We start from the raw sequence: 22643 nt of genomic DNA, 5'->3' as shown, positions 1-22643 counted from the left end.
GCATCCGGTTCATATGGGAGGACATGACATGCTGAGCAAAGAACAATTCAAAAAAATCAAAAAAGAAGCCAAGCTTGAGTTGAAACGACTGGAAAAGGAATACGCCAACCTGCGGCATACGGCCGAATCCCCCTTGTCTGCACGACAAGACGATTGGACGAACGAAGAGCTCCGAGAAATGGCCCGAAGACGTTTGCATCGCAGATATGCTTCCATCACCATCGAGTGCTGTACCATTGTCGAACACATGCTGCATGAGTTGTACCAGCAATCGTACCAGCAGCCTTTCAATTCGGTCCAATTGATGAAAACTCCTGCCTACCGTTCCCGATCCAACATCGAGATCCTTCAGGCCGAATTGAAAAAGCAGCATATCTCCCCGGTACCGAAGCAGGAGTCGGAACGGCCGGATGAAGCCATCGTCCAGGTGTTTCAGTTGAGAAACAAGCTGATGCTTGAACATTTTGAATTCGCTGCGGTCATGAAAGATCACCACGATGCCTCCCGAACCCTGGAGTGGATTCTCGATACGATGAAGGCATACAGGAAACAATTGAAATACCGGCCGGCATAACCGACGGCAGACTATAAACCTAACCAAGGAGGTGTGCCGGACCCCGCTCCGGAGAATCAATGAACAAACCCATTCCATCCCTGACCGTGCTTCAACTTCATATTCCTACTCCGGCAGGCCTCAATCCGATCCATCCTGTCCTGCTGCGCGACAATGACGGAATTACGCTCATCGATACGGGCATGATCGGACAATTCGCGGAGCTGCAAGCTGCGCTGGAACTGGAAGGCGTGCAGCTGTCGGATATCAAACGCGTTATCATTACCCATCAGGACATCGATCACATCGGCAACCTTGGCGCTCTGCTGGACGCCGTTCCCGGCTTGGAAGTGTTGGCACATGCGGAAGAAGTCCCTTACCTGAACGGCGAATTGCCGTTGATCAAATTCACGCCGGAACGCATAGCACTGCTACCTGCACCGATAGCCGAACTCGCTGATCAGCTGCTTGCGCAGCTGCCCGAAATTCAAATCTCCCGCGTCCTGCAGGACGGGGACATACTGCCGCTTCAGGGCGAGGACGGGATTCAGGTCATCCATACGCCAGGACATACGCCAGGGCACATCTGCCTGTATGTTCGCGATCAACATCTCCTTCTGGCGGCCGACGAACTCCGGGTGGTGGACGACGAACTGGTCGGCCCTGCGCCGACGGTTACCCCGGACATGCCTGAAGCGCTGCGCAGCTTGAACCGCCTGACTGGCCTCAAGCTGGACAAGGTACTGTGTTATCACGGCGGGGAATATACCCAAGACCCAAGCGGGCGCATCAAAGCTCTGGCCGAGGAAGCGCGGTAATCATCGCTTCGGCCAGACGATTTTATACGAATCGATCCGCGCATCTGCCGAAGAAGCCGAGTCCTCTATGTAGGGCTTGGCTCCTTTGCATAGTGTCGCCTCCCATTGAAAGCAACTATTTGGGAATTTTGCGAACATCTCTTATAATAAAACGATGTACATATGAAAGGTGGACGTTCTAATCATGACATCAACCCCATTATCCCGCCTGGAAGCCGATCTGTCGGCGAACGGCCTTGATGCTGTCCTGATCACTGATCCGAAGCATATTTATTATTTGACGGGCTTTGCAAGCAATCCGCATGAACGCTTTCTCGGCCTGGTGCTCGCCCGCGGCGAGGAGCCGCTGTTGATCGTGCCTGCCCTTGATGCGGATGCCGCATCAGCCGCTTCTATCGTTAAAAACATTGTAACGCACTCGGACACGGACAATCCATATAACCTGCTGCAACGTTATCAAGGGAAGCTGGAACGGATCGGTCTCGAAAAAGAATACGTGACGGTATCCCGTTATGAGCAGTTGACCGCCGCTCTCGGCTCTGCCCGCTTCGAAGACGTCGGTTCGCTGCTGCGCGCGCTGCGCGTGAAGAAATCGCCGGATGAAGTGGCCCGCATGCGCCATGCCATTCATCTGATCGAAGAGGTGCTGCGCCAAGGTCTCTCCCACGTGCGTGCAGGCGTTACCGAAATCGAGCTGGTCGCCGAGATGGAATATCAAATGAAGAAACTGGGCGCCGACGGTCCATCCTTCGACACGATGGTATTGACCGGACCCAAAACGGGACTGCCGCACGGCACGCCGGGTGACCGCAAACTGCAGCACGGAGACCTGCTTATGTTCGATATGGGCGTATATGCCGGAGGTTATGCATCCGATATTACCCGCACGTTTGCCTTTGGCGACATTTCGCCGGAACTGAAAACCATCTATAATACGGTGCTTGCAGCCAATGAAGCGGCCATTCGTGCCGTGAAACCTGGCATTTCCTGCGCGGAAGTGGATCGTGCCGCCCGCCAAGTCATCGAAGAAGCAGGATACGGGGAACGGTTTATGCACCGCGTAGGACACGGTCTCGGCATCGACGTACACGAATATCCATCCCTGCATGGACAGAACCAGGACATTCTGCAGGAAGGCACGGTGTTTACGATCGAGCCTGGCATTTATGTCAGCGCTGGCGGCGTGCGCATCGAAGATGACGTGCTCGTGACCGACACTGGGATTGAGGTGCTGACCAGCTACCCGAAAGAGCTGCAAGTGCTCACGGACTAAACCTGAACTGCACTTTGACTCACCGGCGCAATCTGCATGCATTTCGCGCCAAATTGAAAAAGTGCCGCAAACGAACGAATGCGTGGCATTCTTCGTCTTGCGGCACTTTTTATGTTTTAGAACATGCGCGTGTCGTTCAGGTCCTGTGTTTGAACCGGTGCAGCAGGCTCGTCCTTGAACACGAAATTTCTCGCGGCGTACAGGAACGGCGTCCCCACGGCAGTCAGCACGAATTTGATGACATACGTCGTCAGGAAAATCTCGATCCAAACGTCCCATGTATAGATAAACGCAAACGCGATGGTGCAGAACACCAGCGTATCCACGAAAGAGCTGATGATCGAACTTCCGTTGTTGCGAATCCACAGCTGATTCCGTCCGGGAAACAGCTTGCGCAGCCAGGTATAAAGCCGCACGTCCAGAAATTGGCTGATAAAGTAGGCCGTCAGGCTTCCGAGCGCCAATCGCGGCAGCAATCCGAACAGGATTTCCATCGGCTGCTGGGCAAAATCCGTCGATGCCGGATCAAAGAACAATACCATTTGCATCAACACCGTGGTCATGATCAGCGTAAAAAATCCGAACCACACCGCTTTACGCGCCTCGCCCGGACCATATCTCTCATTCAACAGGTCGCTGGTCAGGTACATGCTGACATACATCGTATTGCCAAGGGTCAGCACAATCCCCATAATATCGATCGTCTTCGTCACCTGAATGTTGGCAATGACCGTCGCTACGCCGATCCAGGCATACAGTCCTTTTTTGCCGAACAAACGATAACATAACAGGAAAAATCCATAAGTTACGAGAACGAACAGCGCTCCCCACCCTAAATTAAACATACTATTTACACTGCCTTCCTAGTTTTGATTACGCGGGATGGTTACGAACCGCGGCCCTGGCCCCTTTGGCCAAAACATGAATTACTCTAACACATTTCCCCGCTTTTGAACAGGCTTAAATTCATCCAGCCCTTCCCTGCCGAATATCCTTCGCGAAAAAAAGCCGCCCTTCGGGACGAACCCGAAAGACGGCTTGTTAACCTTGCACTCATACAGCAGCGAAGCGGTTTAACCTGAAAAATGGACGGCCGATAATGCAGGCCTTTTTTACGGGTTGATTCGGATTAGGCCTGAACGGCCGTGTCCAGATCTTGACCGCGATCGTTGTACGTGTTCTGATCGTTCTCTTTCAGAATTTTGCTGGATACGAGACCGGCGGTCATCGAATCGTTCACGTTCAGCGCCGTACGGCCCATATCGATCAGCGGCTCCACGGAGATGAGCAGGCCTGCCAGAGCAACCGGCAGATTCATCGTGGACAGCACGATCAGGGAAGCGAAGGTGGCTCCGCCGCCTACGCCGGCTACCCCGAAGGAGCTGATGACAACGACGAGAATCAATGTAAGGATGAAATCCCAGCTCATCGGGTTAATGTTCATCGTAGGTGCGATCATGACGGCAAGCATCGCCGGATAGATCCCGGCGCAACCGTTCTGTCCGATCGTTGCTCCGAAGGTCGCCGACAGGTTGGCGATGCCGTCCGATACGCCAAGTTTCTTCGTTTGAGTTTCCACGTTCAGCGGAATCGTTGCCGCGCTGGAACGGGACGTAAACGCAAATACAAGCGTTGGCAGCACTTTTTTCACATACGTGACAGGGTTGAAACCGAAGAGCGAAATAATGATGAGATGAATGATAAACATCACGATCAACGCCACGTAAGATGCGATGACGAACTTGAGCAGCTTCAAAATTTCATCCGGGTTCGTCGTCGCCGTCACCTTTGTGATCAACGCCAAAATGCCGTACGGCGTCAATCGGAGTACCAGCGTAACGATCCGCATGACCACGGCATACACCGCGTTGACCATGCTGCGGAACGTTTCCGCCTGCTCCGGTTTTTTGCGATCCAGCCCAAGCACCGCCACCCCGATAAACGCGGAGAAGATGACGACAGCCAGCGTCGATGAACGGCGGGCTCCCGTCATATCCGCGAACGGATTGGACGGAATGAACTCCAGCACTTGCTGCGGAATCGTCTGGTCCTGCACATCCACCAGTCGTTCTTCCATCTTCTGGCCTTGAGCAATCTCTTTCTCGCCGCCCTGAATGTCGATCGCCTTCAGATCAAAGCTGAGGCTGGTCACGATGCTGACGCTGGCCGCGATCGCCGTCGTGATCAATAGAATCGCGATGATGGAAAAGCTCATTTTGCCCAGATTCTGCTTGCCCTTCAAATTCATGATGGCCGAGATGATCGACACCATGATCAGCGGGATAACGACCATTTGCAGCAATCGAACATAACCCGAGCCGACCAGATTGAACCAATCGACCGATTTGGCGATGACGTCAGAACCGGAAGGGTAGATCAACTGCAGCGCTACGCCGAATACGACCCCGAGCCCGAGTCCCGCAAAGACCCGCTTGGTGAAGGAAATATGTTTCTTTTGCATCCAGATCAGGACGCCCAGAAGAACGAGCATAACCGCTACGTTCAGAATGATTTGAAAAGTACTCATTGCTTGAATCCTCCCTTGAAAAATAATTCATTGCCGGGCAACCCGGCTAAGCTTCATGAAGCGGCGTAATCCATCATACTACAAAACAAACTATTCTGGTAGGTTTTTATTATTTAAATGTAACATGTATGTAATTAATCCCGTTATTTCTGAAAAAAAGTTGAACGCTGATGAAAATTATTGTATTCAACCTCCGGTTAATTATGTAATATAGGTATATCCGCTTATTCCCATGATGTCCCAACTCAAACTTTAGGCCTCTTTTTATTAGGAAGAAGGTCTTGACCATACGGAAAAGCGTTTGTGTCAAAGAACATGACGTGAAAGGATGATCTTATGTTTCGAAATCGCACCGTTGCCGGGAAAATAAGAAGTACCCTGTTCCTTGTATTGCTGGTTGCTTCTTTGTTGTTCAGCATCAGTTTTTATTTTGTTTCCATGAACATTATCCAAAGCTACGTGATGCCTCAGTTCGACAAGGTGCTGGATACGTCGGTCCATGATATCTATAAAAACACGTCGGCCTCCAAACTGTCGCAAATCCAAAGCGGGGGCTCGGGCTCGGACGGCGCAGCGTTAACGGTCGAATCATTCCTGACCCAAAAAGCCAAAGAGCATAATCTGGACGCGGCCTACGTCGTAGCCTTGAAGGATGGCACGGCAACGGTCGTTATCGCCAATACGGCATCGGGTATGAAAACAGGGGATTCGGTCAACGTCGTCAATGCCATGGAAGAGGCGGTGCAGAACAAGGACGTTGCCATCAGCTCCGTATATAACGATGCCTTTGGCGTACATAAAGCGGCATTCATTCCGATCTCGGGCGGTAATATGGTCATGGCCGTCAGCATGGATGCCGAGTTTATCCAGAGCAAGATCTCCCAAATTTTCTGGCTGTGCCTGGGCATTACTGCACTTGTCATCGTTCTGGGATGGCTCATTTCCAGCAGCCTGATCAAAAGAATCACGACGCCGATCATCAAGCTCGTTCAGCACAGCAAACAGGTAGCGCAAGGCGATCTTACGACAGAGCTCAACATCAAAGGCAGAGATGAAATTGCCCAATTGGCTGCAAGCTTCCAGGTGATGACCCATAATCTGAAAGAAATGATCAGCCATGCGCTTGCGACTTCCTCCGAAGTCGTCGACGGCTCCAACGACCTGCTGCAGCGGGTCGAGTCCATGTCAGGCATGGTCAAAAACTCCAGCCGCTCTGCGGTGGAAGCCGAGAAAGGCAGTGAGAGCATCGCTTCCAGCGCCTCCGAAAATGCACGGGCCATGGAAGAAATCACGCAAGGCATCATGTATATCGCATCATCGTCTGCCGAGGTTTCCGAACAGATCGGCGATGCGGCCGGCGAAGCCGTCAACGGAAACCGGCTGGCTCAGGATGCGGTCGAGCAAATGGAGCGCGTAGGCCAGACCGCTACCGAATCGCTTCGTTACGTCGAAACCGTGAATGAACGTTCCATCGCAATCGGTACGATCGTTACCTCGATCTCGGTCATTACGAAACAGATTCAGATGCTGGCCCTCAACGCTTCCATCGAAGCGGCGCGCGCAGGCGAGCACGGGCGCGGATTCGCCGTCGTTGCCGGCGAGGTTCGCAAGCTTGCCGAGCAATCGAAACAAGCCACGGAGGAAATTTCGGATTACCTGGCTACCATTCGGGAAGATGCCGAGCGTTCGGTGAGTGCCATGAATCGCGTGACGGAAGAAGTCGGATCGGGAACGCAAGTCGTGCAGCAGGCAGGGGCCGCATTCAAACAACTGAACGAATTGATCCAAAACGTCAATCTGACCATCCAGAACGTTTCTTCCTCTACCCAACAGGTATCTGCAGGAGCTGAAGAAGTCAGCGCCTCCGTGGAAGAAACGGCACAGATTACGTCCAGGGCCCGTCAGAGCATGCAGCAGATTGCTGCCACGGCGGAAACCCAGCTCAGCGAGATGGATTCCCATGCCAATACGGTTCGTCATCTGCATGAACAGGCTGTCGAACTGCAGGCTGCCATGAAGAAATTCAAAATCGACTAACTCTCTATAACTCACCCTGTCGGTTCATTGCTGAATCATATGAACCAGTATAGTCGGATATGCAACTATAAACACCCCCATGGGAGCCGCTTGCCGGTACAAGGCAGCGCCACCTATGGGGGTGTTTTTCATGCCGTTATGATTGCGAGAAAATGATCATGCACCGATCTTCAACCAGTCAGGCCTTCTCTCCCATGCCCATGATTTCATAAACCCGCTTCATGTCCAAAGCCGAACGCACCGAGTCTGCGACCCGATCGAATTCCTTTTCCTTCTGCTCCCTGGCGCTATAGGTCTTCTCCAGCGATTCGAGCCCTTTGGCTTCGCGCAGCCCGTTCAGCCAGGCTCGCCGGAAGCGGTCGCTCTCGAACAGGCCGTGAAGATACGTTCCCCACACTCTGCCGTCCTTCGTACCCCAGCCCTCCATGAATGGTTGACCGTCGGCATGTTGGATTTCAAACAATGCGGTGACCTGATCAGGCCGGTTGCATTCAGTGACACCCATATGGATCTCATACCCCTCAACCGGCAATGCGGTATCCGTACTTTCATGGCTCGCAAGCCGAATGGGATGCTGTTCCAGCACCTGTCCCGCTGCCCTTACCGTCTGTTTCCGCTGGAGGAACGTGGTCGACAACGGCAACCATCCGAGTCCCTTTGCTTCCTGTACCTGCCCCGCTTCAACGGCGAACGGGTCCTTGAGATGCTCACCCAGCATCTGGTACCCGCCGCATATGCCTACAAGCTGTCCATGCTCGCGCGTTACGTGACGGGCAATGGCTTGCTCCAAACCCGATTCGCGCAAAAACTCCAGATCGCCAATCGTGTCTTTGGTGCCTGGCAACAAGATCGCGTCAGGCTGTCCAAGTTCCTCCGGAGAAGTCACGAACCTGACATTGACGTCCGGCTCTTTCGACAAGGCATCAAAATCGGTAAAGTTGGAAATGCGCGGATAACGGATCACTGCAAGATCCAGTTCCTTGTGCTCCGATTTGCCGTGGCGCAGCGAATCGAGCACCACCGAATCCTCGGCCTCGATCTGAATGTCCCTGACGTAAGGCAGCACGCCGAGCACCGGAATGCCTGTCCGCTCTTCCAGCCAGTCCAGTCCCGGCTGCAGCAGGGACAAATCGCCGCGGAACTTGTTGATGATAAAGCCTTTGATGCGCTGAACTTCGTGAGGCTCGAGCAATTCCAGCGTGCCCACGATCGAAGCAAACACGCCGCCGCGGTCGATATCCGAAATCAGGATGACCGGGGCATCCGCCCAACCTGCCAGATTCATGTTGACGATATCCCGGTCCTTCAGGTTGATTTCCGCCGGGCTGCCTGCGCCTTCCATCACGACAATGTCGTAAACCGACCGCAGGCGATCAAGTGCCTCCAGCACCGTCCGCTTGGCTTCCGGCAAAAAGTGCTGCCGATAATCCGAAGCGCTCATCTGCGCAAAAGGCACGCCATGAACCACGATCTGGGAATGCATATCCCGAACCGGCTTGATCAGAATCGGATTCATGTCGGTTGTAGCTTCGATTCCGCAAGCCTCGGCCTGCGCGCCCTGCGCCCGCCCGATCTCTTTGCCGTCGTGCGTGACATAAGAGTTCAGCGCCATATTCTGCGACTTGAACGGTGCCGGACGGAAACCGTCCTGCTTGAAAATGCGGCACAATGCCGTCGTAATGACGCTTTTGCCCACATCCGAGGCCGTTCCCTGCAGCATGATGACCGGCGCTGTATGTACCTCTTTTTCTACCATCTTTCCCACCCCGGCTTTCATCATGATCAATCAGTTTGCAAACGAAGCCCAGAACAAGCCCTGCAGCAGGCTTAACCCAATCAACAGCGCCGTCTCCAGCAATTCGTTCATTGCTCCGTACGTATCCCCGGTCAAACCGCCCAACCGATCGCTGATCCGCCCGGCAACCCATCTTCCGAGCAAATGACACGCCAGCGGCAACAGCATGACGGCGAGCACCGGATAAAGCCACCACGAATGTCCCGACATGCCGCCACCGATCAGGCCATGATGAGGCTGAGTATACCACGCGGCGACAAGCGCAATTAAACCTGCCACAACGGTTAGCCAAGCAGCACGCGCCGTTGCCCGCCGAAGTTCTCTCCGTTCGCCCAAGCCGGCAAACAATGCGGCCAAGCCGTCATCAGCACGGGCATTCGGCCAGCCCGATATCGCACATACCATGAACCAACGGCTCCAAATCATGGGCAAAATCAATAGCGGCACGTATGCCCAGCGGCCTTGGGCAATGAAATCGGCCAGCAGCGCCGCTTTCATCATCAACAGCAGCACGCAGGCAATGACGCCCATGGCACCGACGCGGCTGTCCTTCATGATCTCCAGCATGCGTTCGCGGCTGCGATAACTGAGCAGCCCGTCCGCCGTATCCATCCAGCCGTCCAGATGCAATCCGCCAGTGAGCCACACCCACAGCGTCAAGGTCAGCACAGCGGCGGGCAGGGCCGGCAGCACTGTGCCGAACAAGGCTCCGCCAAGCCAGACGGCAAGGCCGATCGCCGCCCCGACGAGCGGGTAATACACCACGCTTTCCCTTAACAAAGGAGGAGCAAAATCAAGCTGCATCCGGACTGGAAAACGGGACAGAAACTGAAAAGCGGCGGCGGCCGCCTGTTTTTTGCCATATGGATTGGCGCTGCTGCCTTTGCTCATAAGCGGTACTCCCTGCTTTTCAACTCAACGGCAATACCTACGGTAACCAGGAACACCTCGCGGCAAATTGCGGCAACCCGCTGATTCAATATGCCCGCCAGATCCCGGTATCTTCGTCCCAATGGATACTCCGGCACGATGCCGTCGCCGACTTCGTTGGTTACCAGCACAAGCAAGCCGGGATACGCGCGAATCGCCTCTACCAGGGCATCCATTCGTGCTTGCAGTACTGATTCAGGATCATGCTCATGCGCGAGCAATTCATTCGAAAGCCACAACGTCAGGCAATCCACCAACACGGTTGGCGCGGAAGTACCTGCACGGGACTGGCCCATCTGAGAGATCCATTCGGGCAAATCCAGAGGCGCCTCCACCGTATGCCATAAATACCCGGCAGCCTCGCGTTGCTTCTGATGCATGCGGATGCGTTCCCGCATCTCGTCATCATAGGCTTGAGCCGTGGCGACATACCAAGCTTCCGAAGAGCGGTGCATGACGAGACGCTCCGCAAACGAGCTTTTGCCACTTCTCGCGCCGCCTGTCACAAGAACGCTCATCGTGTTCCCTCTCCTTGAGCTGAAGATCCGTCCGAGACGCCTGCGCTTGAAAAGGTAGCCATCTCATTAAGGATACGGCACGCCGCATCGATCAGGTGCAGGCTGAGCACGCCGCCGGTGCCTTCGCCGAGCCGCATGTCCAGGTCCAGCATCGGCTTCAGATCCAATTCGCGCAGCAGGGCCGCATGCCCGTTCTCGTGGGATGTATGGGAGGCGATCATGTACTCCTTGCTCAGCGGAGCCAACCGGCTTGCGATCAGCGCGGCTGCCGTAGAAATGAAGCCATCCACGACGACCGGACAGCCATGGGCGGCTGCCGCAAGAATCACGCCGACAAGTCCGGCGATTTCCAAACCGCCTACTTTGGAGAGCACGTCGAGCGGATCGTCGCCGTTCGGCGCATTCACGCTCAGCGCTTGCCCGACCACGGCCGCCTTGCGCAGTACGCCCGCATCATCCATGCCCGTTCCGCGCCCTACCGCCGCAGCAGGTGCAATGCCGGTCAAGGCACATACAACGGCCGCGCTGGCCGTTGTGTTCCCGATGCCCATCTCGCCGGTAACGAAAAGACGCGAGCCTTTTTCAACCTCCGCATGGACCACGTCCACGCCCGTGATGATGGCCTGAATGGCCTGTTCGCGGGTCATCGCTGCCCCTTTGGCCATATTGGCCGTGCCTTTGCGAATGTTCCGCGAAACGAGACCCGGATGTTTCAGGTCTGCATTCACGCCAATGTCAACGCACACGACTTCCGCACCGGCATGGCGCGAGAGCACGTTCACCGCCGCTCCGCCCGCCAAAAAATTCATCACCATCTGCGGCGTCACCTCTGCCGGAAACGCACTGATGCCTTCCTCGACAACGCCATGATCGGCAGCCATAACGATGACGGATCTGCGTTCAAACGAAGGGCGCACCTCACCTGTCATGCCAGCGAGCCGAATGACCAGTTCCTCCAGTTTGCCCAAGCTTCCCGGCGGCTTCGTCAGCATATCCACATGAGCTGATGCTTTTGCGGCCGCTTGAGCGTCAATCCCTTTGATGTTATTGATGAGCTGCATCAGCAGCTGTTCGTTTTCCATTCCATCCAGCACTTCCTTCTATACTAGAATTAGGACCATGACAGCCCGACTATAATTGCAATGATGCTACTCTGGTTTACGACGCAGCAGCAATTGAGGCAGACCGCTGTCAGGATGCCGGACCATCGCCGGATCGACCCTAAACAGCTTCCGGATGTGATCTTCCGTCATCAGCGCTTCAGGCGTTCCTGCTCCGGCACATGCTCCATCACGCAATGCCAGCATATGATCGCAAAACTGTGCCGCCAGATTCAAATCATGCAGCACGGCCACGATGGTAATGCGATTCCGTTTACGCCATGCAGACAGCAATTCCATGAATTGCAGCTGGTACTGGATATCCAGAAATGTCGTCGGTTCGTCCAGCAGCAGCAGCCGCGGTTCCTGTGCCATCACTTTGGCCAGCGCTACCCGCTGCCGCTGTCCCCCGCTGAGTGCGTTCAGCGGACGATCCGCCAGTTCCGTCAGCTCCAGCTCAGCAAGCACGCGTTCCACGATGGCCTCCCCATCCGCCGAATCGCGTCCCATCCAGTTCTGGTAGGGGTACCTCCCCATCTCCACCACATCCCTTACAGGATACGAGATCGAGGGCAGCCCGTCCTGCTGCAGTACCGCAATCATGCGCGACAGCTCTTTGCGACCGTACGAAGCAATGCTTTTCCCTTCCAACAGGATGCTGCCCGCATTCGCGCGTTCGGTTCCAGCCACCAACTGCAGTAGAGTGGATTTGCCGCTGCCATTCGGACCGACCACGCCCCACCATTCCCCTTCCTGGACGCTCCAGTTCACGTCATGCAGGGCATGATGGGAGCCATAGCTTTTGCTTGCGCCCTTCACTTCGATCAGAGATTGGTTCCCGCTCACGGCATCATCCCCTTTTGCAGCTTTTTGTTGCGGTGCAGCAGGTAGGCGAAGAACGGTGCTCCCACAAATGCCGTGACGACGCCGAGGGGAATCTCGGTCGGTGCCAGCAAGGAACGGGCAATCGTGTCGGCCCATACCATGAAGATCGCACCGCCTATGGCGGAGAGCGGCACCAGCAGACGGTAATCCGGGCCGACGATCAGCCGCAGCATATGCGGAATGACCAAACCGACAAAACCGATCACGCCCGACACCGAGACGGCCCCAGCCGTCAGCAGCGTACCCACGCCGAGCACCGTCAGCTTCAATCGGTCGACGCGAACGCCGATGTGGGCAGCCTGTCTTTCGCCCAGCGCCAAAATGTTCAATGAACGAGCTTGGCTCCACAGCACGAGCAAACCAAGCAGGAAATATGGGAAAAGGATGGCCGTATACGACCATCCACGCAGTGCCAGACTTCCCATCGTCCAATATATAATTTCGTTAATCGTTTGTTTGGACATGGTGGACAGGAAGGATACGACCGCTCCCAGGAAACTCTGCATCACCACGCCGGCAAGAATGAGGCTGTGCGTCGGGATTTTGCGGCCTTCGCGCGCCAAAGCCAGCACAAACCACAATGTCAGCACTCCGGTCACGAAAGCAACCAACGGCAGCGTCCAGACGCCGATCAGCGCATATTGCAGGCCGAAAAAGATCAACACGGCTGCCCCCACCGACGCTCCGGACGATACGCCAAGGGTGAACGGGTCGGCCAGCGGGTTGCGCAGTACGCCCTGAAATCCAGCGCCGGCCACGGCTAATGCTGCGCCGACGAGAACAGCGAGCAGCACCCTCGGAAGGCGTACCTTCCATATGATCTGTTCCGCTGCAGTCGTCCAATCCGGAACGATCCGGTCACCCAGCCATGGAACGTGATGCAGAATAATACCTGCAATATGCCGGATCGGCAGCGAGACCGAGCCGATGCCGGTGCAGATCAGCACGGTCAGGACAAGCAGCACCATGCCTGCTGTGCCGTACACTGCAAGTTTGCGGCTCATTGGAACAAGTCAGGATAGACCGCCTTGGCCACTTCCTTCAAACCTTGGGTCACGCGAGGACCTGGACGAGTCAGCAGGTTGGCATCCAAACCGATGACCTGATCGTTTTTGACGGCTGTAATTTGATCCCAACCGCTGCGGGCCTTGATGATTTGATCCAGTGTTTTGGAGTCTTCCACCACGTCGTCCGCGTACAAAATCACATCCGGATTGGCGGCGATGATGTTTTCTTCGTTGATTTCATTCCAGCCTGTCATGTCGGAAGCGACGTTCGTAGCACCGGAAAGCGTGATGATTTCATCCATGAACTCTCCCTTGCCCACAGTCCAGCCTGGGGAGAACTCCACGTACACTTTTTTCTTGTCTTCCGGTTTCACCGATTTGACCGCTTCCGTCACGTCAGCCACATCTTGTTTCATCTGTGCGGCCAATTTCTGGGCTTCTGCCTGACGGTCCGTAATTTTGCCGAACGTTTCGATGTTGTTGATTACGTCATCGACCGATTTCGGGTCTGTTTTGAAAATGGTGATACCCAAGTCGCGCAGCTTTTTCACGGCTTCCTCGCTCATCGAAATCCCCGTTACCACGAGATCGGCATCCGCTGCAATGATCGACTCTTCGTTCGGCTTGGACACGCCGCCCATCTTCGGTTTTGTCGTCGCTGCTTCCGGATAATCGTCGAAATCGGATACGCCCACGATCTGCTCGTCCAATCCGAGCGCGAACAGCGATTCCGTTTCGGCTGGCGATACGGAGACGATCTTTGTCGGCGCCTTTTCAAACGTAAACGACTCGCCCGTTGCATCGGTCACCGTGAGCGGATACTGCGTTTTAAGGTCCGTCTGCGCCTGTTCCTGGGATTGCCCCTGTGCCGGCTGCTGCGTGCCTGCGCCTCCTTCGTTGTTCGTTGTTGCCGCTCCGCATCCTGCGAGAGCGAATGTCAGCATCGCTGCGCTCAGCAGGGACGCCATGCCTTTCCATGTCGTGAATCTCATGATTGGATTCTCCCCTTTTTCTGTGTTTGGTAGATCGAAGACTGTGCTTCCGCCCGTGTCTGTCCCTTGAATGGCCGTTTCTTGAAAAAAAATCCCCGATCCTTGCGATCAGGATCAGGGATAACGTCTCGCATATGGCGATCCGCGCACGACAGCACAAGGCCGCATGCATGGAGCATTGCCCGAAACGCTGTCCTTTCCTCGAAGGAACACCGATGGTTAAACGCCCTGGGCAGGCAACCTGACTTTCCACGCCGAATCGGCTGGATTACAGTGGCGGGACCGTGCCGGATTTGCACCGGCTTCCCCTGTTTTACCCGTTTGCCCTCTCCGGATCGTCCGAACGGACGCCGTGATTTTCGGGAGTAACGGGTCCCATGGTCGTTGATATTGCATCACCATTCAAGTGGGTGTGCATCTGCTGCCGAACGCCTTCGCCAGCTCTTGAAACGATGCTTGTACCGAAGCCACACTTCTGTTGTGATTATAGGTGATATCGACCGTGCTTACAACCCGATTTCGGGAAAAGAAAGACGGATCGCCTTCCACCCGTCAGGCGAACGTTCCAATTGAAGCCGGATCGCTTGCCCCGGAATGACCGAAACGTCCCAGAACGACTGACCTGGCAGCAGGCGAGTCAGCATGTAACGAATGACCCCGCCATGCGCAATGACCAGTTCTTTCGTCTGCGCTGTTGTTGAATCGCTAGTTCTCTCATCCCGAGGTTCCGTCCATACTACTTCATTCAAAAAATCATCAATCCGGGCCGCAAACGATAACCACGATTCCCCGCCGGGCGGAGTTACCGTTTGCGGTGAATCGATCCATTCCCGGTAACGGGCCAAATGCTTGAGTTCCTCATAGGTACGCCCTTCCCATTCGCCAAAATGGATTTCTCTCAGCCGGGAGTCCATGTGGGCTTGCCCTGCGTGCAAGGGCGCGATCCGTTCCAGCGTCTGACGGCAGCGAAGCAGATCGCTGCTATGGACCGCTCTCCACTCGATGCCGCCCAACTGCACGCGCAGTGAGGCCAATTCCTGCTCCGCTTCAGGCTGCAAACCGATATCGGTATGCCCAAGGTACCTCTTTTCCGTGTTCCATGCCGTCGTGCCATGACGAACCAACCATAATTCTTTTTCCCATCCATCGTATGTCCCTTGCTCATCTTGTGGTTCTCCCCGTCTTGTCATCATGTCCATAACAACGAGCCTCCGCAGAACCAAACCAGAAGATTCACCAAGATGCAGAGCAGTACGAACGATCCGGCCGACCAGAACATTAAGCGCGACGTGCGCACGATGTCTTCGGCCTCCATTGGACGAGTGGGCTCACCCATATATGCACGAAATGAAGCTACGCCATGGTAAACATTGTGCCCGCCAAGCCGAATGCCGAGCGCCCCGGCGACAGCCGACTCGGGAAACCCGCTGTTCGGACTTGGATGCAATCGTGCATCCCTGGAGACCATGCGTGCCGACTGCCTTGCATCCAGCTTCATGACCCAGGCACCCGCGATGAGCAATAAGGCCGTGATCCGCGCCGGAATCCAGTTGGCCCAATCGTCAAGACGTGCCGAGGCCCAGCCGAGATGCAGGTACTTCTCGTTTTTGTAACCGACCATCGAATCCAGCGTGTTGACCGCACGGTAGGCCATAGCTAGCGGAGCTCCGCCGAGCAGCGCATAGAACAGCGGGGAGACGATGGCATCGACGATGTTTTCGGCCACCGTCTCCACCGTCCCGCGCACGATCTCCGGTTCCTCCAGATGCTCGGTATCCCTGCCCACGATCATGCCGAGCGAACGTCTGGCTCCCGGAAGGTCGCCTTGTGCCAAATGGCGATAAACCTCCATGCCTGCATCCTTCAATCCTTTGGAGGCAATGGTGGTCGCTATCAACAGGATTTCAGCCAAAACGGCAAGCAGCGGATGGATCAGGCCCAGTACGATGAGCAGCAACCATGTCAAAATAAAAGCGCCGCCGGCAATCACGATCGGGAACCATAATCCGGCCTTTTTGAGCCCTTGATCCGAATGAACCTTAGCACGGATCCATCGTTCTAAAGCCGTAATGCCTTTGCCCATGCCGATGACCGGATGGGGAATCCAGCGAGGATCACCGATGCAGCGATCGACGATGTATGCCGCCAGCAGCACCCAGGCACCCGTCATGGCGGTCCATATCGGCCAAGAAGCGAACGCGAATATGTTTGTCATCGCGGTTCCCCCTCCTGCCGCCGTACCCATTGCCCTGCCTCAAGGCTCTCTTTCACAGTGTCATACACCAGTCTGCCGATGGCTGCGCCCATGACCGTTGCCGTACCCGCGTATTGGACCAAAGGTTTGTCTGCATGATCCTGCCGGACGGCGAGCACGATGGCATCCGTCGTTGTCCCCGTCGCCGACAGTCCGTTGTCGGCGTCACGCACGCCGCAATCGGCCAGCGCCGCGGCTTTTGCTTCCACAGCAGTCTGTACGGCATTGACCATTGCTCCCGGCGTCATGCGCCCGTTCACCCACAACATGATGTTGATGGTGCCCGGCACATAAACGGCGTCCCGGATCGAATTCTCCTCCGCTTCGTTACCGCACGCATCAAAGACGAGCCGGTCCGAACCGGCACGGGCAGCATTGGACACACCTGCGGTTGTGCAGCACAGCAGTCCGAAATCCGATCCGTCCCATTCCTGAATGGACGTATGCTGCAGCTTGACCGCTGTCAGCAAACCGGAACACAGATCACGCGGCTCCTGCCATTCGGCCAGCAGCCGTTCGATGTCCCTCAGAGGATCATCACAGCGGTAGTGCTTGTCGACGTAAATGTTGAACACGCGGTCCAGCTCCGTCATGCCTCCGCCAACGATCGCGCTGGACAGGGCCGGCACGGGAGAAGGCACGGACGCTTTGACATGACGCTCATGAATCGTAACGCGGAGGCCCGGCCAAGTCACAGAAGTATAAGCGGTCCCCGCCGCGGCAAGGTTGCCCTCCACGTCGCGAAACGGCAATGTCATTGGACGCCACCCCCCGATTTTTGAACCGGGTCGGGTACAGCTTCGATCTGCTCATCCGTCCCGACCGGTTCCTCCGTTTTCGAAGTTTGGGCGGTTATTACACAGCCCAGCGCTTCGATCAACCGTTTGTTGGACGGCTCGTCTTTAACCGCAATGCGGACATGACGCTCCGTAAGACCCGGATACATCGCACAGCTGCGGATGAGGATGCCCTGCCCGCCAAGCGCCGCCTGCATGGTGGCAGCAGTCCACGGGTCGGGCAAACGAACGAGCAGGAAGTTGGCCTCTCCAGGCGTTACCTCACAGCCGTATCCTTGCAAAGCATCACTTAGCCGCCTGCGTTCCAGCGCAATCTGCCGCAACGTTTCCCGTTCGAACGACTCTCCGCTGCGCAGGCAGGCTTCCCCGGCAATCATCGCAAGGCCGTTGACGCTCCACGTCACCTGCTTGGCTGTCATTGCCTCGATCAGTTCAGGCCGTCCCAAGGCGTAACCCAGACGCAGTCCGGGTATCGCATAGAACTTGGTCATGGAGCGGATGATGACAACCTGCGGAAATTCATGCAGCCTTGCCGCAAGCGAGTGACGCTTCTCCGCCGGAATAAAGTCCATGAAGGCTTCGTCCACGACGAGCATCGCACCCGTTTGCCCAGCCTTGAGAGCCAAACGTTCCAGTACGGCTACCGGATACTGCACGCCGTTCGGGTTATTCGGCTGGCCCAGGAAGAGCATGTCCACCTGTTCCAGCAATCGTTCGATGTCCTCCGTCTCGGCCCGCCAATCCAGCTCTTGCCGTCCACGAACGCTGATCACTTCTGCTCCGAATTGCCGGGATAGAGCGGCATACTCCGAAAAGCCCGGTTCCACGGTTCCCACCCTGCGGGGAGCCAGTCCAAGCAGCAATAAGGCCATGTTCTCCGCCGCGCCGTTGCCTACGGATATACAATCCGGAGCGACTCCCAGCCTGCTGCCCAAAGCGGATTTCAACGCGCGATGTCCCGGATCGGGATAGCGCAGCACCGCATTCAAACCCTGTTCCAATGCACGCAGCACTTCCGGCGGCGGACCCAGGGGATTGATGTTTGCGCTAAAATCGAGAAAATCGGCGGGATCTCCCCCGAAACGGGATGCGGCCGTCTCCACGTCCCCGCCATGTCCGAAAACTTCAATGATATCGGTCATTCTGTCCGTCATCCTTTCTATGTATCCTGTTTATTATGGCGTCCGGGCAAGGTGTGGTCAACGCCGAATTGTCCGATCTGAGCCTGCTTCTTTGCGTGTTTTTACATGATTCGGTGTAAAATAACAAAATATGATATCGCCGGTCGTTTTCTTTTTCGCATCGAACCGATGGAGACGTTAAGCGTATGGCGATTCTTATCGCAACGGCTGTTCAAGAGAAGTTTTCCGGTAATTTCTGAAAGCCATGCGCGGTTTACGATACTTTCTGATATGATAGTAGAGGAGCTTCGGTTCCGCGAGAATCACTACATAAGGGAGACTTCTCCCTCACATACATTAATGGAGGAATGACCATGCTGTTTGTCGACAACCAGGGCATCACGGATCCTTCGGTAAACCTCGCCATCGAGGAATACATCCTGAAGCATCTGCCGATGGACGACAGTTATTTGCTGTTCTACATCAACCGCCCTTCCATCATCATCGGAAAACACCAGAACACGATTGAGGAAATCAACATCGAGTACGTTCAGGATAACAACGTTCAAGTCGTGAGACGTCTGTCGGGCGGCGGCGCCGTTTACCACGATCTCGGCAATCTCAACTTCAGCTTCATCACGAAGGATGACGGCCAGTCCTTCCACAATTTCCGCAAATTCACCCAGCCTGTCGTCGAAGCGCTCCATGAACTTGGCGTCAACGCCGAATTGACCGGACGGAACGACCTGCAGGTGGGCGAACGCAAAATTTCGGGCAATGCTCAGTTCTCCACCCGCGGCCGCATGTTCAGTCACGGCACGCTGATGTTCGACTTGAACCTGGACCACGTACAGGCTTCCCTGAACGTCAATCCCGAGAAGTTCAAATCCAAAAGCACCAAGTCGGTCCGCAGCCGCGTCGCCAACATTCGCGAGTTGATGAGCAGCGACATGACGATCGAAGCGTTCCGCGGCGAATTGCTGCGCCACATTTTCGGTATGGAGCCTAACGAAGTTCCGCAATACCATTTGACCGAGAAGGACTGGGAGAAAATCAACGAAATCTCTGCCGAGCGCTACAAAAACTGGGACTGGAACTACGGCCAGTCGCCGGAAAGCAATGTGAAGCATTCCCGCAAATTCCCTGTCGGCATCATCGATCTGCGCATGAACATCAAGGACGGACGCATCGAAGACATTAAAATCTTCGGCGATTTCTTCGGCGTAGGCGACGTGGCGGACATTGAGGACATGCTGCGCGGCAAGCGTTACGAGGAAAGCGACGTGCGGGAAGCTATCAAGGACCTCGACGTCAAGCATTACTTCGGCAACCTGGAGCTGGAAGATTTCATCGGCCTGATTTTCCTGGAAGAGTAGAACAATGATGCATCGCCCTGCAAAATAAAAGCGATACTGTCAGATTCGATTCACCTCATCATGCACAGATAAAAAGGAGAGAAACCGGATGACTTACAAACTGATCGCCATCGACATCGATGACACCCTGATCAACGACGACAAAGAAGTGACCCCTGCCACGCAAACCGCATTGGAGCAAGCCGTTGCTCACGGCGTGGTGGTTACGCTGGCCACCGGCCGCGCTTACGCCTCCGCTCAAGCGTTGGCACGCCAAACGAAGCTGAACGTGCCGATCATCACGTATCAAGGCGCCCTGGTCAAAAACCTGCTGGATGAGCATGTGCTCTATGAGCGCTATGTTCCGCAAGACGCTTCCCGCAAGCTGTTCGACTACTGCCTGGAGCATAATCTGCACCTGCAAACGTACATCGACGACAAGCTGTATGCCCGCGAAGAAAACGACAAGCTGCGCGATTATGCCAAACTGAATGGCACGCAGTACCACATTGAACCGGACTTCATTAAAGTGATCGAGCAGAAAACGCCGAAGCTGTTGATCATCGACGAGCCGGATTACTTGGATAAAGTGGCCGTAGATCTGCGCGAACTGCTCGGACCTGAGGTGCACATCACCAAATCCAAACCGTACTTCCTGGAAATCATGCACCGCGAAGGAACCAAAGGACATGCCTTGACCTTCCTGGCCGAGCATTTCGGCCACGAGCTCAGCGAGTGCATCGCCATCGGCGACTCGTGGAACGACCATGAAATGTTGGAAGTTGCCGGATTAGGCGTGGCCATGGGCAATGCGATTCCTGCACTGAAAGAACTGGCCGATTACATCACGCTGAGCAACAACGAAGACGGCGTAAAACACGTTATCGAGAAGTTTGTGCTGAACGCGGAATAATCGCCCGGCAGAACATCTTCCCTTTCATGGCCCCGATTGTCTACAGCAATCGGGGCCATTTACTTTATCCAACAAAAACAGCCTGAAATGCGCAGCGCGCATCAGGCTGTTTCCCCTTTGAACAGATCTTTTCGGGTCTTATCGATAAAACACAGCGGTCGTAATGACCTGACTGGAATTCAAAATTTCGGAAGGCCGGATATAGGTAAGGGGATCTACGCTTGTACCGCCCCATAGAAGTTCTTTTCCTGTGCCGATTGAACATGTATGATTTATCCATAGAGGTGATAGAGTCATGAAAATCAGCAAAGGAAAATTAGTTATCTTCCTGTTGTTTGCTTTGATTATTGGAATATTTGCATTTTTATGGAATATTCAAAGAAGTAGGGAAGCAGAAGTACAAGCCTATCTCGTTGACGTCAAGGGATACAGCAAGGCAGACATTCTAGCCATTGACACCCATTTCGGCAAAGCGCCGCTCGTTAACACCGAGGTCATATTCAAAGATGAACCAAACGCAAGATATTTCTATAAAAAAGAGAATGGTGCTATATTTCAATATAATAGCGCACCCGTAAATGGGGTAAATCCCGATTATTCATATAAACACCTTGAACCTGTTCAACCTTAGTCAAGCGCTCCACCGGAAACGCAGAAGCCCTCTCCTATCTTTGTGAACAAATAGGAGAGGGCTTTTCTACGCGGACAATAGCTTATAAGGGTTTTGCTATCATCCAACCCGTGCTTTGAATTGTACTTTTTGAATCCCTGCTCGCAATGCGGATATGACCTTGTCGTTCATGGCAAGCAGGCCGGAAACGATCAGCACGACGCCCGTCCACGTCATCCAGCTGACATGCTCGTTATAGAGCACAGCCCCCAGAACAACGGCGATCGGCGGGGAGATATACAGCCAGGTCGCCGGGAACAGCGGATTGGTGCGCGACATGATCCAATAGAACAGACTGTGCCCCACCATTGAACCGATCACCGTTAAATATAACAGGGACAGGATGGCAGGCTGCCAATCCAAGGTGCTTATGCTCATCTTCCAAGGCTCGGTTACAGCCGAGAGTCCCAAAAGCAGCACGCCCCCGTACATCATTTGCACGGCATTGATGGCCACCGGATCGCTGTCGCTGAACTGGTTAATGACCTTTTTCGAATATAACGCCCCTGCCGAATAACATAATTCTCCCACCAAAACGGCAATGCAGCCCAAGAGCCACAATGCACCTCCCCCGAACGATATGCCTGGCAGAACGACCAGCACCACCCCGCCAAAGCCGACTAAGTACCCCGCCACGATGCGAAGCGATGTTTTTTGCCGTAACAGCGCGGTTTGCATAATCATGATCATGAGCGGCCCCGTCGCCGACAAAATGGCCCCCACGCCGGAACTGACATATTGTTCAGCCCAATACAGCGTCGCAAATGTGCCGAAGGTCAATCCCATGCCTGTTAACAGCATTTCTTTCCGCCACAACAGGGAGAGCTTCACGCGTCCTTTCATCCACATCCATGCAAACATCAGCGCTCCGGCGGCCACAAACCGCAGTCCTGCGGACAGAAAAGGCGGAAGCCCTGCCTCCACGCCAATTTTGATCGCCAAAAACGTCGTACCGAAAATCAAACACATTATCGCAAATGCTGCCGCTACCATGCCAGCCCCTCCTTCAACTGTTCACCATCATACCTTACCGTCAACAGAACAGAATGAAGAAAACAGAACAGTGATCTGCCGTTTGGTGTTACAATGGACTGCAAA

General features: G+C 54.8%; 21 protein-coding genes and 1 riboswitch. Of the genes, 7 read left to right on the top strand and 14 right to left on the bottom strand.

Going from position 1 to position 22643, the window contains the following annotated elements; all coding sequences use genetic code 11:
• The first annotated feature begins 28 nt into the window (after positions 1–28).
• The 3 genes from MKY59_RS06930 to MKY59_RS06920 all read left to right on the top strand — a co-directional run bounded on the left by MKY59_RS06930 (position 29) and on the right by MKY59_RS06920 (position 2644).
• On the top strand, positions 29–574 hold the full coding sequence (locus tag MKY59_RS06930) for a hypothetical protein (RefSeq protein WP_236415016.1): 546 nt from the start codon (positions 29–31) through the stop codon (positions 572–574).
• A gap of 59 nt (positions 575–633) precedes the next feature.
• Positions 634–1371 carry an MBL fold metallo-hydrolase gene (locus tag MKY59_RS06925; protein WP_236415017.1) on the top strand — a complete coding sequence of 246 codons (738 nt, stop codon included), beginning with the start codon at positions 634–636 and terminating at the stop codon, positions 1369–1371.
• 184 nt (positions 1372–1555) lie between these two features.
• A complete protein-coding gene (locus MKY59_RS06920) occupies positions 1556–2644 on the top strand; it encodes a Xaa-Pro peptidase family protein (protein ID WP_339276732.1) in 1089 nt (362 codons plus the stop codon).
• 116 nt (positions 2645–2760) lie between these two features.
• Here the strand turns inward: MKY59_RS06920 and MKY59_RS06915 are convergent, their stop codons facing one another.
• On the bottom strand, positions 2761–3489 hold the full coding sequence (locus tag MKY59_RS06915; protein WP_339276731.1) for a queuosine precursor transporter: 729 nt from the start codon (positions 3487–3489) through the stop codon (positions 2761–2763).
• Positions 3490–3773: 284 nt separating this feature from the next.
• On the bottom strand, positions 3774–5171 hold the full coding sequence (locus MKY59_RS06910; RefSeq protein WP_339276729.1) for an L-cystine transporter: 1398 nt from the start codon (positions 5169–5171) through the stop codon (positions 3774–3776).
• Between the two features lie 336 nt (positions 5172–5507).
• Here MKY59_RS06910 and MKY59_RS06905 point away from each other — a divergent pair, with 336 nt between their 5' ends.
• Entirely contained in the window at positions 5508–7208 is a 1701-nt protein-coding gene (locus tag MKY59_RS06905; protein WP_339276727.1) for a methyl-accepting chemotaxis protein, read from the top strand.
• A gap of 178 nt (positions 7209–7386) precedes the next feature.
• Here MKY59_RS06905 and MKY59_RS06900 read toward each other — a convergent pair whose 3' ends face one another.
• The 11 genes from MKY59_RS06900 to cobD all read right to left on the bottom strand — a co-directional run bounded on the left by MKY59_RS06900 (position 7387) and on the right by cobD (position 18628).
• Positions 7387–8964, bottom strand: a complete 1578-nt coding sequence (locus MKY59_RS06900; protein WP_339276725.1) for a cobyric acid synthase — start codon at positions 8962–8964, stop codon at positions 7387–7389.
• A gap of 30 nt (positions 8965–8994) precedes the next feature.
• Positions 8995–9894 carry an adenosylcobinamide-GDP ribazoletransferase gene (gene cobS, locus MKY59_RS06895; protein ID WP_339276723.1) on the bottom strand — a complete coding sequence of 300 codons (900 nt, stop codon included), beginning with the start codon at positions 9892–9894 and terminating at the stop codon, positions 8995–8997.
• Positions 9891–10451, bottom strand: coding sequence for a bifunctional adenosylcobinamide kinase/adenosylcobinamide-phosphate guanylyltransferase (cobU, locus tag MKY59_RS06890; protein WP_339276721.1), 561 nt, complete (start codon positions 10449–10451; stop codon positions 9891–9893). The genes cobS and cobU overlap by 4 nt, the downstream gene beginning before the upstream one ends.
• On the bottom strand, positions 10448–11533 hold the full coding sequence (gene cobT / locus MKY59_RS06885; RefSeq protein WP_339276719.1) for a nicotinate-nucleotide--dimethylbenzimidazole phosphoribosyltransferase: 1086 nt from the start codon (positions 11531–11533) through the stop codon (positions 10448–10450). Before cobT ends, cobU begins: the two co-directional genes overlap by 4 nt.
• Positions 11534–11599: 66 nt before the next feature.
• Positions 11600–12397, bottom strand: coding sequence for an ABC transporter ATP-binding protein (locus MKY59_RS06880; RefSeq protein WP_339276717.1), 798 nt, complete (start codon positions 12395–12397; stop codon positions 11600–11602).
• Positions 12394–13440, bottom strand: a complete 1047-nt coding sequence (locus tag MKY59_RS06875; RefSeq protein ID WP_339276715.1) for an iron chelate uptake ABC transporter family permease subunit — start codon at positions 13438–13440, stop codon at positions 12394–12396. Before MKY59_RS06875 ends, MKY59_RS06880 begins: the two co-directional genes overlap by 4 nt.
• Entirely contained in the window at positions 13437–14435 is a 999-nt protein-coding gene (locus tag MKY59_RS06870) for an ABC transporter substrate-binding protein (protein WP_339276713.1), read from the bottom strand. Before MKY59_RS06870 ends, MKY59_RS06875 begins: the two co-directional genes overlap by 4 nt.
• Positions 14436–14648: 213 nt before the next feature.
• A riboswitch (cobalamin riboswitch) is annotated at positions 14649–14805 on the bottom strand.
• Between the two features lie 136 nt (positions 14806–14941).
• Complete coding sequence (locus MKY59_RS06865) at positions 14942–15634, bottom strand: histidine phosphatase family protein (RefSeq protein WP_339276712.1); 693 nt, start codon at positions 15632–15634, stop codon at positions 14942–14944.
• A complete protein-coding gene (cbiB, locus tag MKY59_RS06860; protein ID WP_339278345.1) occupies positions 15625–16605 on the bottom strand; it encodes an adenosylcobinamide-phosphate synthase CbiB in 981 nt (326 codons plus the stop codon). Before cbiB ends, MKY59_RS06865 begins: the two co-directional genes overlap by 10 nt.
• 41 nt (positions 16606–16646) lie before the next feature.
• Positions 16647–17447, bottom strand: coding sequence for an adenosylcobinamide amidohydrolase (locus tag MKY59_RS06855; protein WP_339276710.1), 801 nt, complete (start codon positions 17445–17447; stop codon positions 16647–16649).
• Complete coding sequence (gene cobD / locus MKY59_RS06850; RefSeq protein ID WP_339276708.1) at positions 17444–18628, bottom strand: threonine-phosphate decarboxylase CobD; 1185 nt, start codon at positions 18626–18628, stop codon at positions 17444–17446. Before cobD ends, MKY59_RS06855 begins: the two co-directional genes overlap by 4 nt.
• Positions 18629–18981: 353 nt before the next feature.
• Between cobD and MKY59_RS06845 the strand changes: the two genes are divergently transcribed.
• The 3 genes from MKY59_RS06845 to MKY59_RS06835 all read left to right on the top strand — a co-directional run bounded on the left by MKY59_RS06845 (position 18982) and on the right by MKY59_RS06835 (position 21506).
• On the top strand, positions 18982–19983 hold the full coding sequence (locus MKY59_RS06845) for a lipoate--protein ligase (protein ID WP_339276707.1): 1002 nt from the start codon (positions 18982–18984) through the stop codon (positions 19981–19983).
• Positions 19984–20071: 88 nt separating this feature from the next.
• Positions 20072–20875, top strand: a complete 804-nt coding sequence (locus MKY59_RS06840; RefSeq protein WP_339276706.1) for a Cof-type HAD-IIB family hydrolase — start codon at positions 20072–20074, stop codon at positions 20873–20875.
• A gap of 295 nt (positions 20876–21170) precedes the next feature.
• Positions 21171–21506: a DUF3139 domain-containing protein gene (locus MKY59_RS06835; protein WP_339276705.1), complete on the top strand. Its 336-nt coding sequence runs from the start codon at positions 21171–21173 to the stop codon at positions 21504–21506.
• Between the two features lie 99 nt (positions 21507–21605).
• Here MKY59_RS06835 and MKY59_RS06830 read toward each other — a convergent pair whose 3' ends face one another.
• Positions 21606–22538: an EamA family transporter gene (locus MKY59_RS06830; RefSeq protein WP_339276704.1), complete on the bottom strand. Its 933-nt coding sequence runs from the start codon at positions 22536–22538 to the stop codon at positions 21606–21608.
• Positions 22539–22643: the final 105 nt, after the last annotated feature.

Source organism: Paenibacillus sp. FSL W8-0426, assembly GCF_037969725.1.
GTDB lineage: Bacteria > Bacillota > Bacilli > Paenibacillales > Paenibacillaceae > Paenibacillus > Paenibacillus hubeiensis.
Note: the sequence above shows the minus strand (reverse complement) of the source record. Positions and strands in the feature narration are given on the sequence as shown.

Excerpts from the sequence above, each read along its gene's own strand:
- MKY59_RS06930 (WP_236415016.1), top strand. The coding sequence starts at position 29 with ATGCTGAGCAAAGAACAATTCAAAAAAATCAAAAAAGAAGCCAAGCTT.
- MKY59_RS06925 (WP_236415017.1), top strand. The coding sequence starts at position 634 with ATGAACAAACCCATTCCATCCCTGACCGTGCTTCAACTTCATATTCCT.
- MKY59_RS06920 (WP_339276732.1), top strand. The coding sequence starts at position 1,556 with ATGACATCAACCCCATTATCCCGCCTGGAAGCCGATCTGTCGGCGAAC.
- MKY59_RS06915 (WP_339276731.1), bottom strand. The coding sequence starts at position 3,489 with ATGTTTAATTTAGGGTGGGGAGCGCTGTTCGTTCTCGTAACTTATGGA.
- MKY59_RS06910 (WP_339276729.1), bottom strand. The coding sequence starts at position 5,171 with ATGAGTACTTTTCAAATCATTCTGAACGTAGCGGTTATGCTCGTTCTT.
- MKY59_RS06905 (WP_339276727.1), top strand. The coding sequence starts at position 5,508 with ATGTTTCGAAATCGCACCGTTGCCGGGAAAATAAGAAGTACCCTGTTC.
- MKY59_RS06900 (WP_339276725.1), bottom strand. The coding sequence starts at position 8,964 with ATGGTAGAAAAAGAGGTACATACAGCGCCGGTCATCATGCTGCAGGGA.
- cobS (WP_339276723.1), bottom strand. The coding sequence starts at position 9,894 with ATGAGCAAAGGCAGCAGCGCCAATCCATATGGCAAAAAACAGGCGGCC.
- cobU (WP_339276721.1), bottom strand. The coding sequence starts at position 10,451 with ATGAGCGTTCTTGTGACAGGCGGCGCGAGAAGTGGCAAAAGCTCGTTT.
- cobT (WP_339276719.1), bottom strand. The coding sequence starts at position 11,533 with ATGGAAAACGAACAGCTGCTGATGCAGCTCATCAATAACATCAAAGGG.
- MKY59_RS06875 (WP_339276715.1), bottom strand. The coding sequence starts at position 13,440 with ATGAGCCGCAAACTTGCAGTGTACGGCACAGCAGGCATGGTGCTGCTT.
- MKY59_RS06870 (WP_339276713.1), bottom strand. The coding sequence starts at position 14,435 with ATGAGATTCACGACATGGAAAGGCATGGCGTCCCTGCTGAGCGCAGCG.
- MKY59_RS06865 (WP_339276712.1), bottom strand. The coding sequence starts at position 15,634 with ATGGACATGATGACAAGACGGGGAGAACCACAAGATGAGCAAGGGACA.
- cbiB (WP_339278345.1), bottom strand. The coding sequence starts at position 16,605 with ATGACGGGTGCCTGGGTGCTGCTGGCGGCATACATCGTCGATCGCTGC.
- MKY59_RS06855 (WP_339276710.1), bottom strand. The coding sequence starts at position 17,447 with ATGACATTGCCGTTTCGCGACGTGGAGGGCAACCTTGCCGCGGCGGGG.
- cobD (WP_339276708.1), bottom strand. The coding sequence starts at position 18,628 with ATGACCGATATCATTGAAGTTTTCGGACATGGCGGGGACGTGGAGACG.
- MKY59_RS06845 (WP_339276707.1), top strand. The coding sequence starts at position 18,982 with ATGCTGTTTGTCGACAACCAGGGCATCACGGATCCTTCGGTAAACCTC.
- MKY59_RS06840 (WP_339276706.1), top strand. The coding sequence starts at position 20,072 with ATGACTTACAAACTGATCGCCATCGACATCGATGACACCCTGATCAAC.
- MKY59_RS06835 (WP_339276705.1), top strand. The coding sequence starts at position 21,171 with ATGAAAATCAGCAAAGGAAAATTAGTTATCTTCCTGTTGTTTGCTTTG.
- MKY59_RS06830 (WP_339276704.1), bottom strand. The coding sequence starts at position 22,538 with ATGGTAGCGGCAGCATTTGCGATAATGTGTTTGATTTTCGGTACGACG.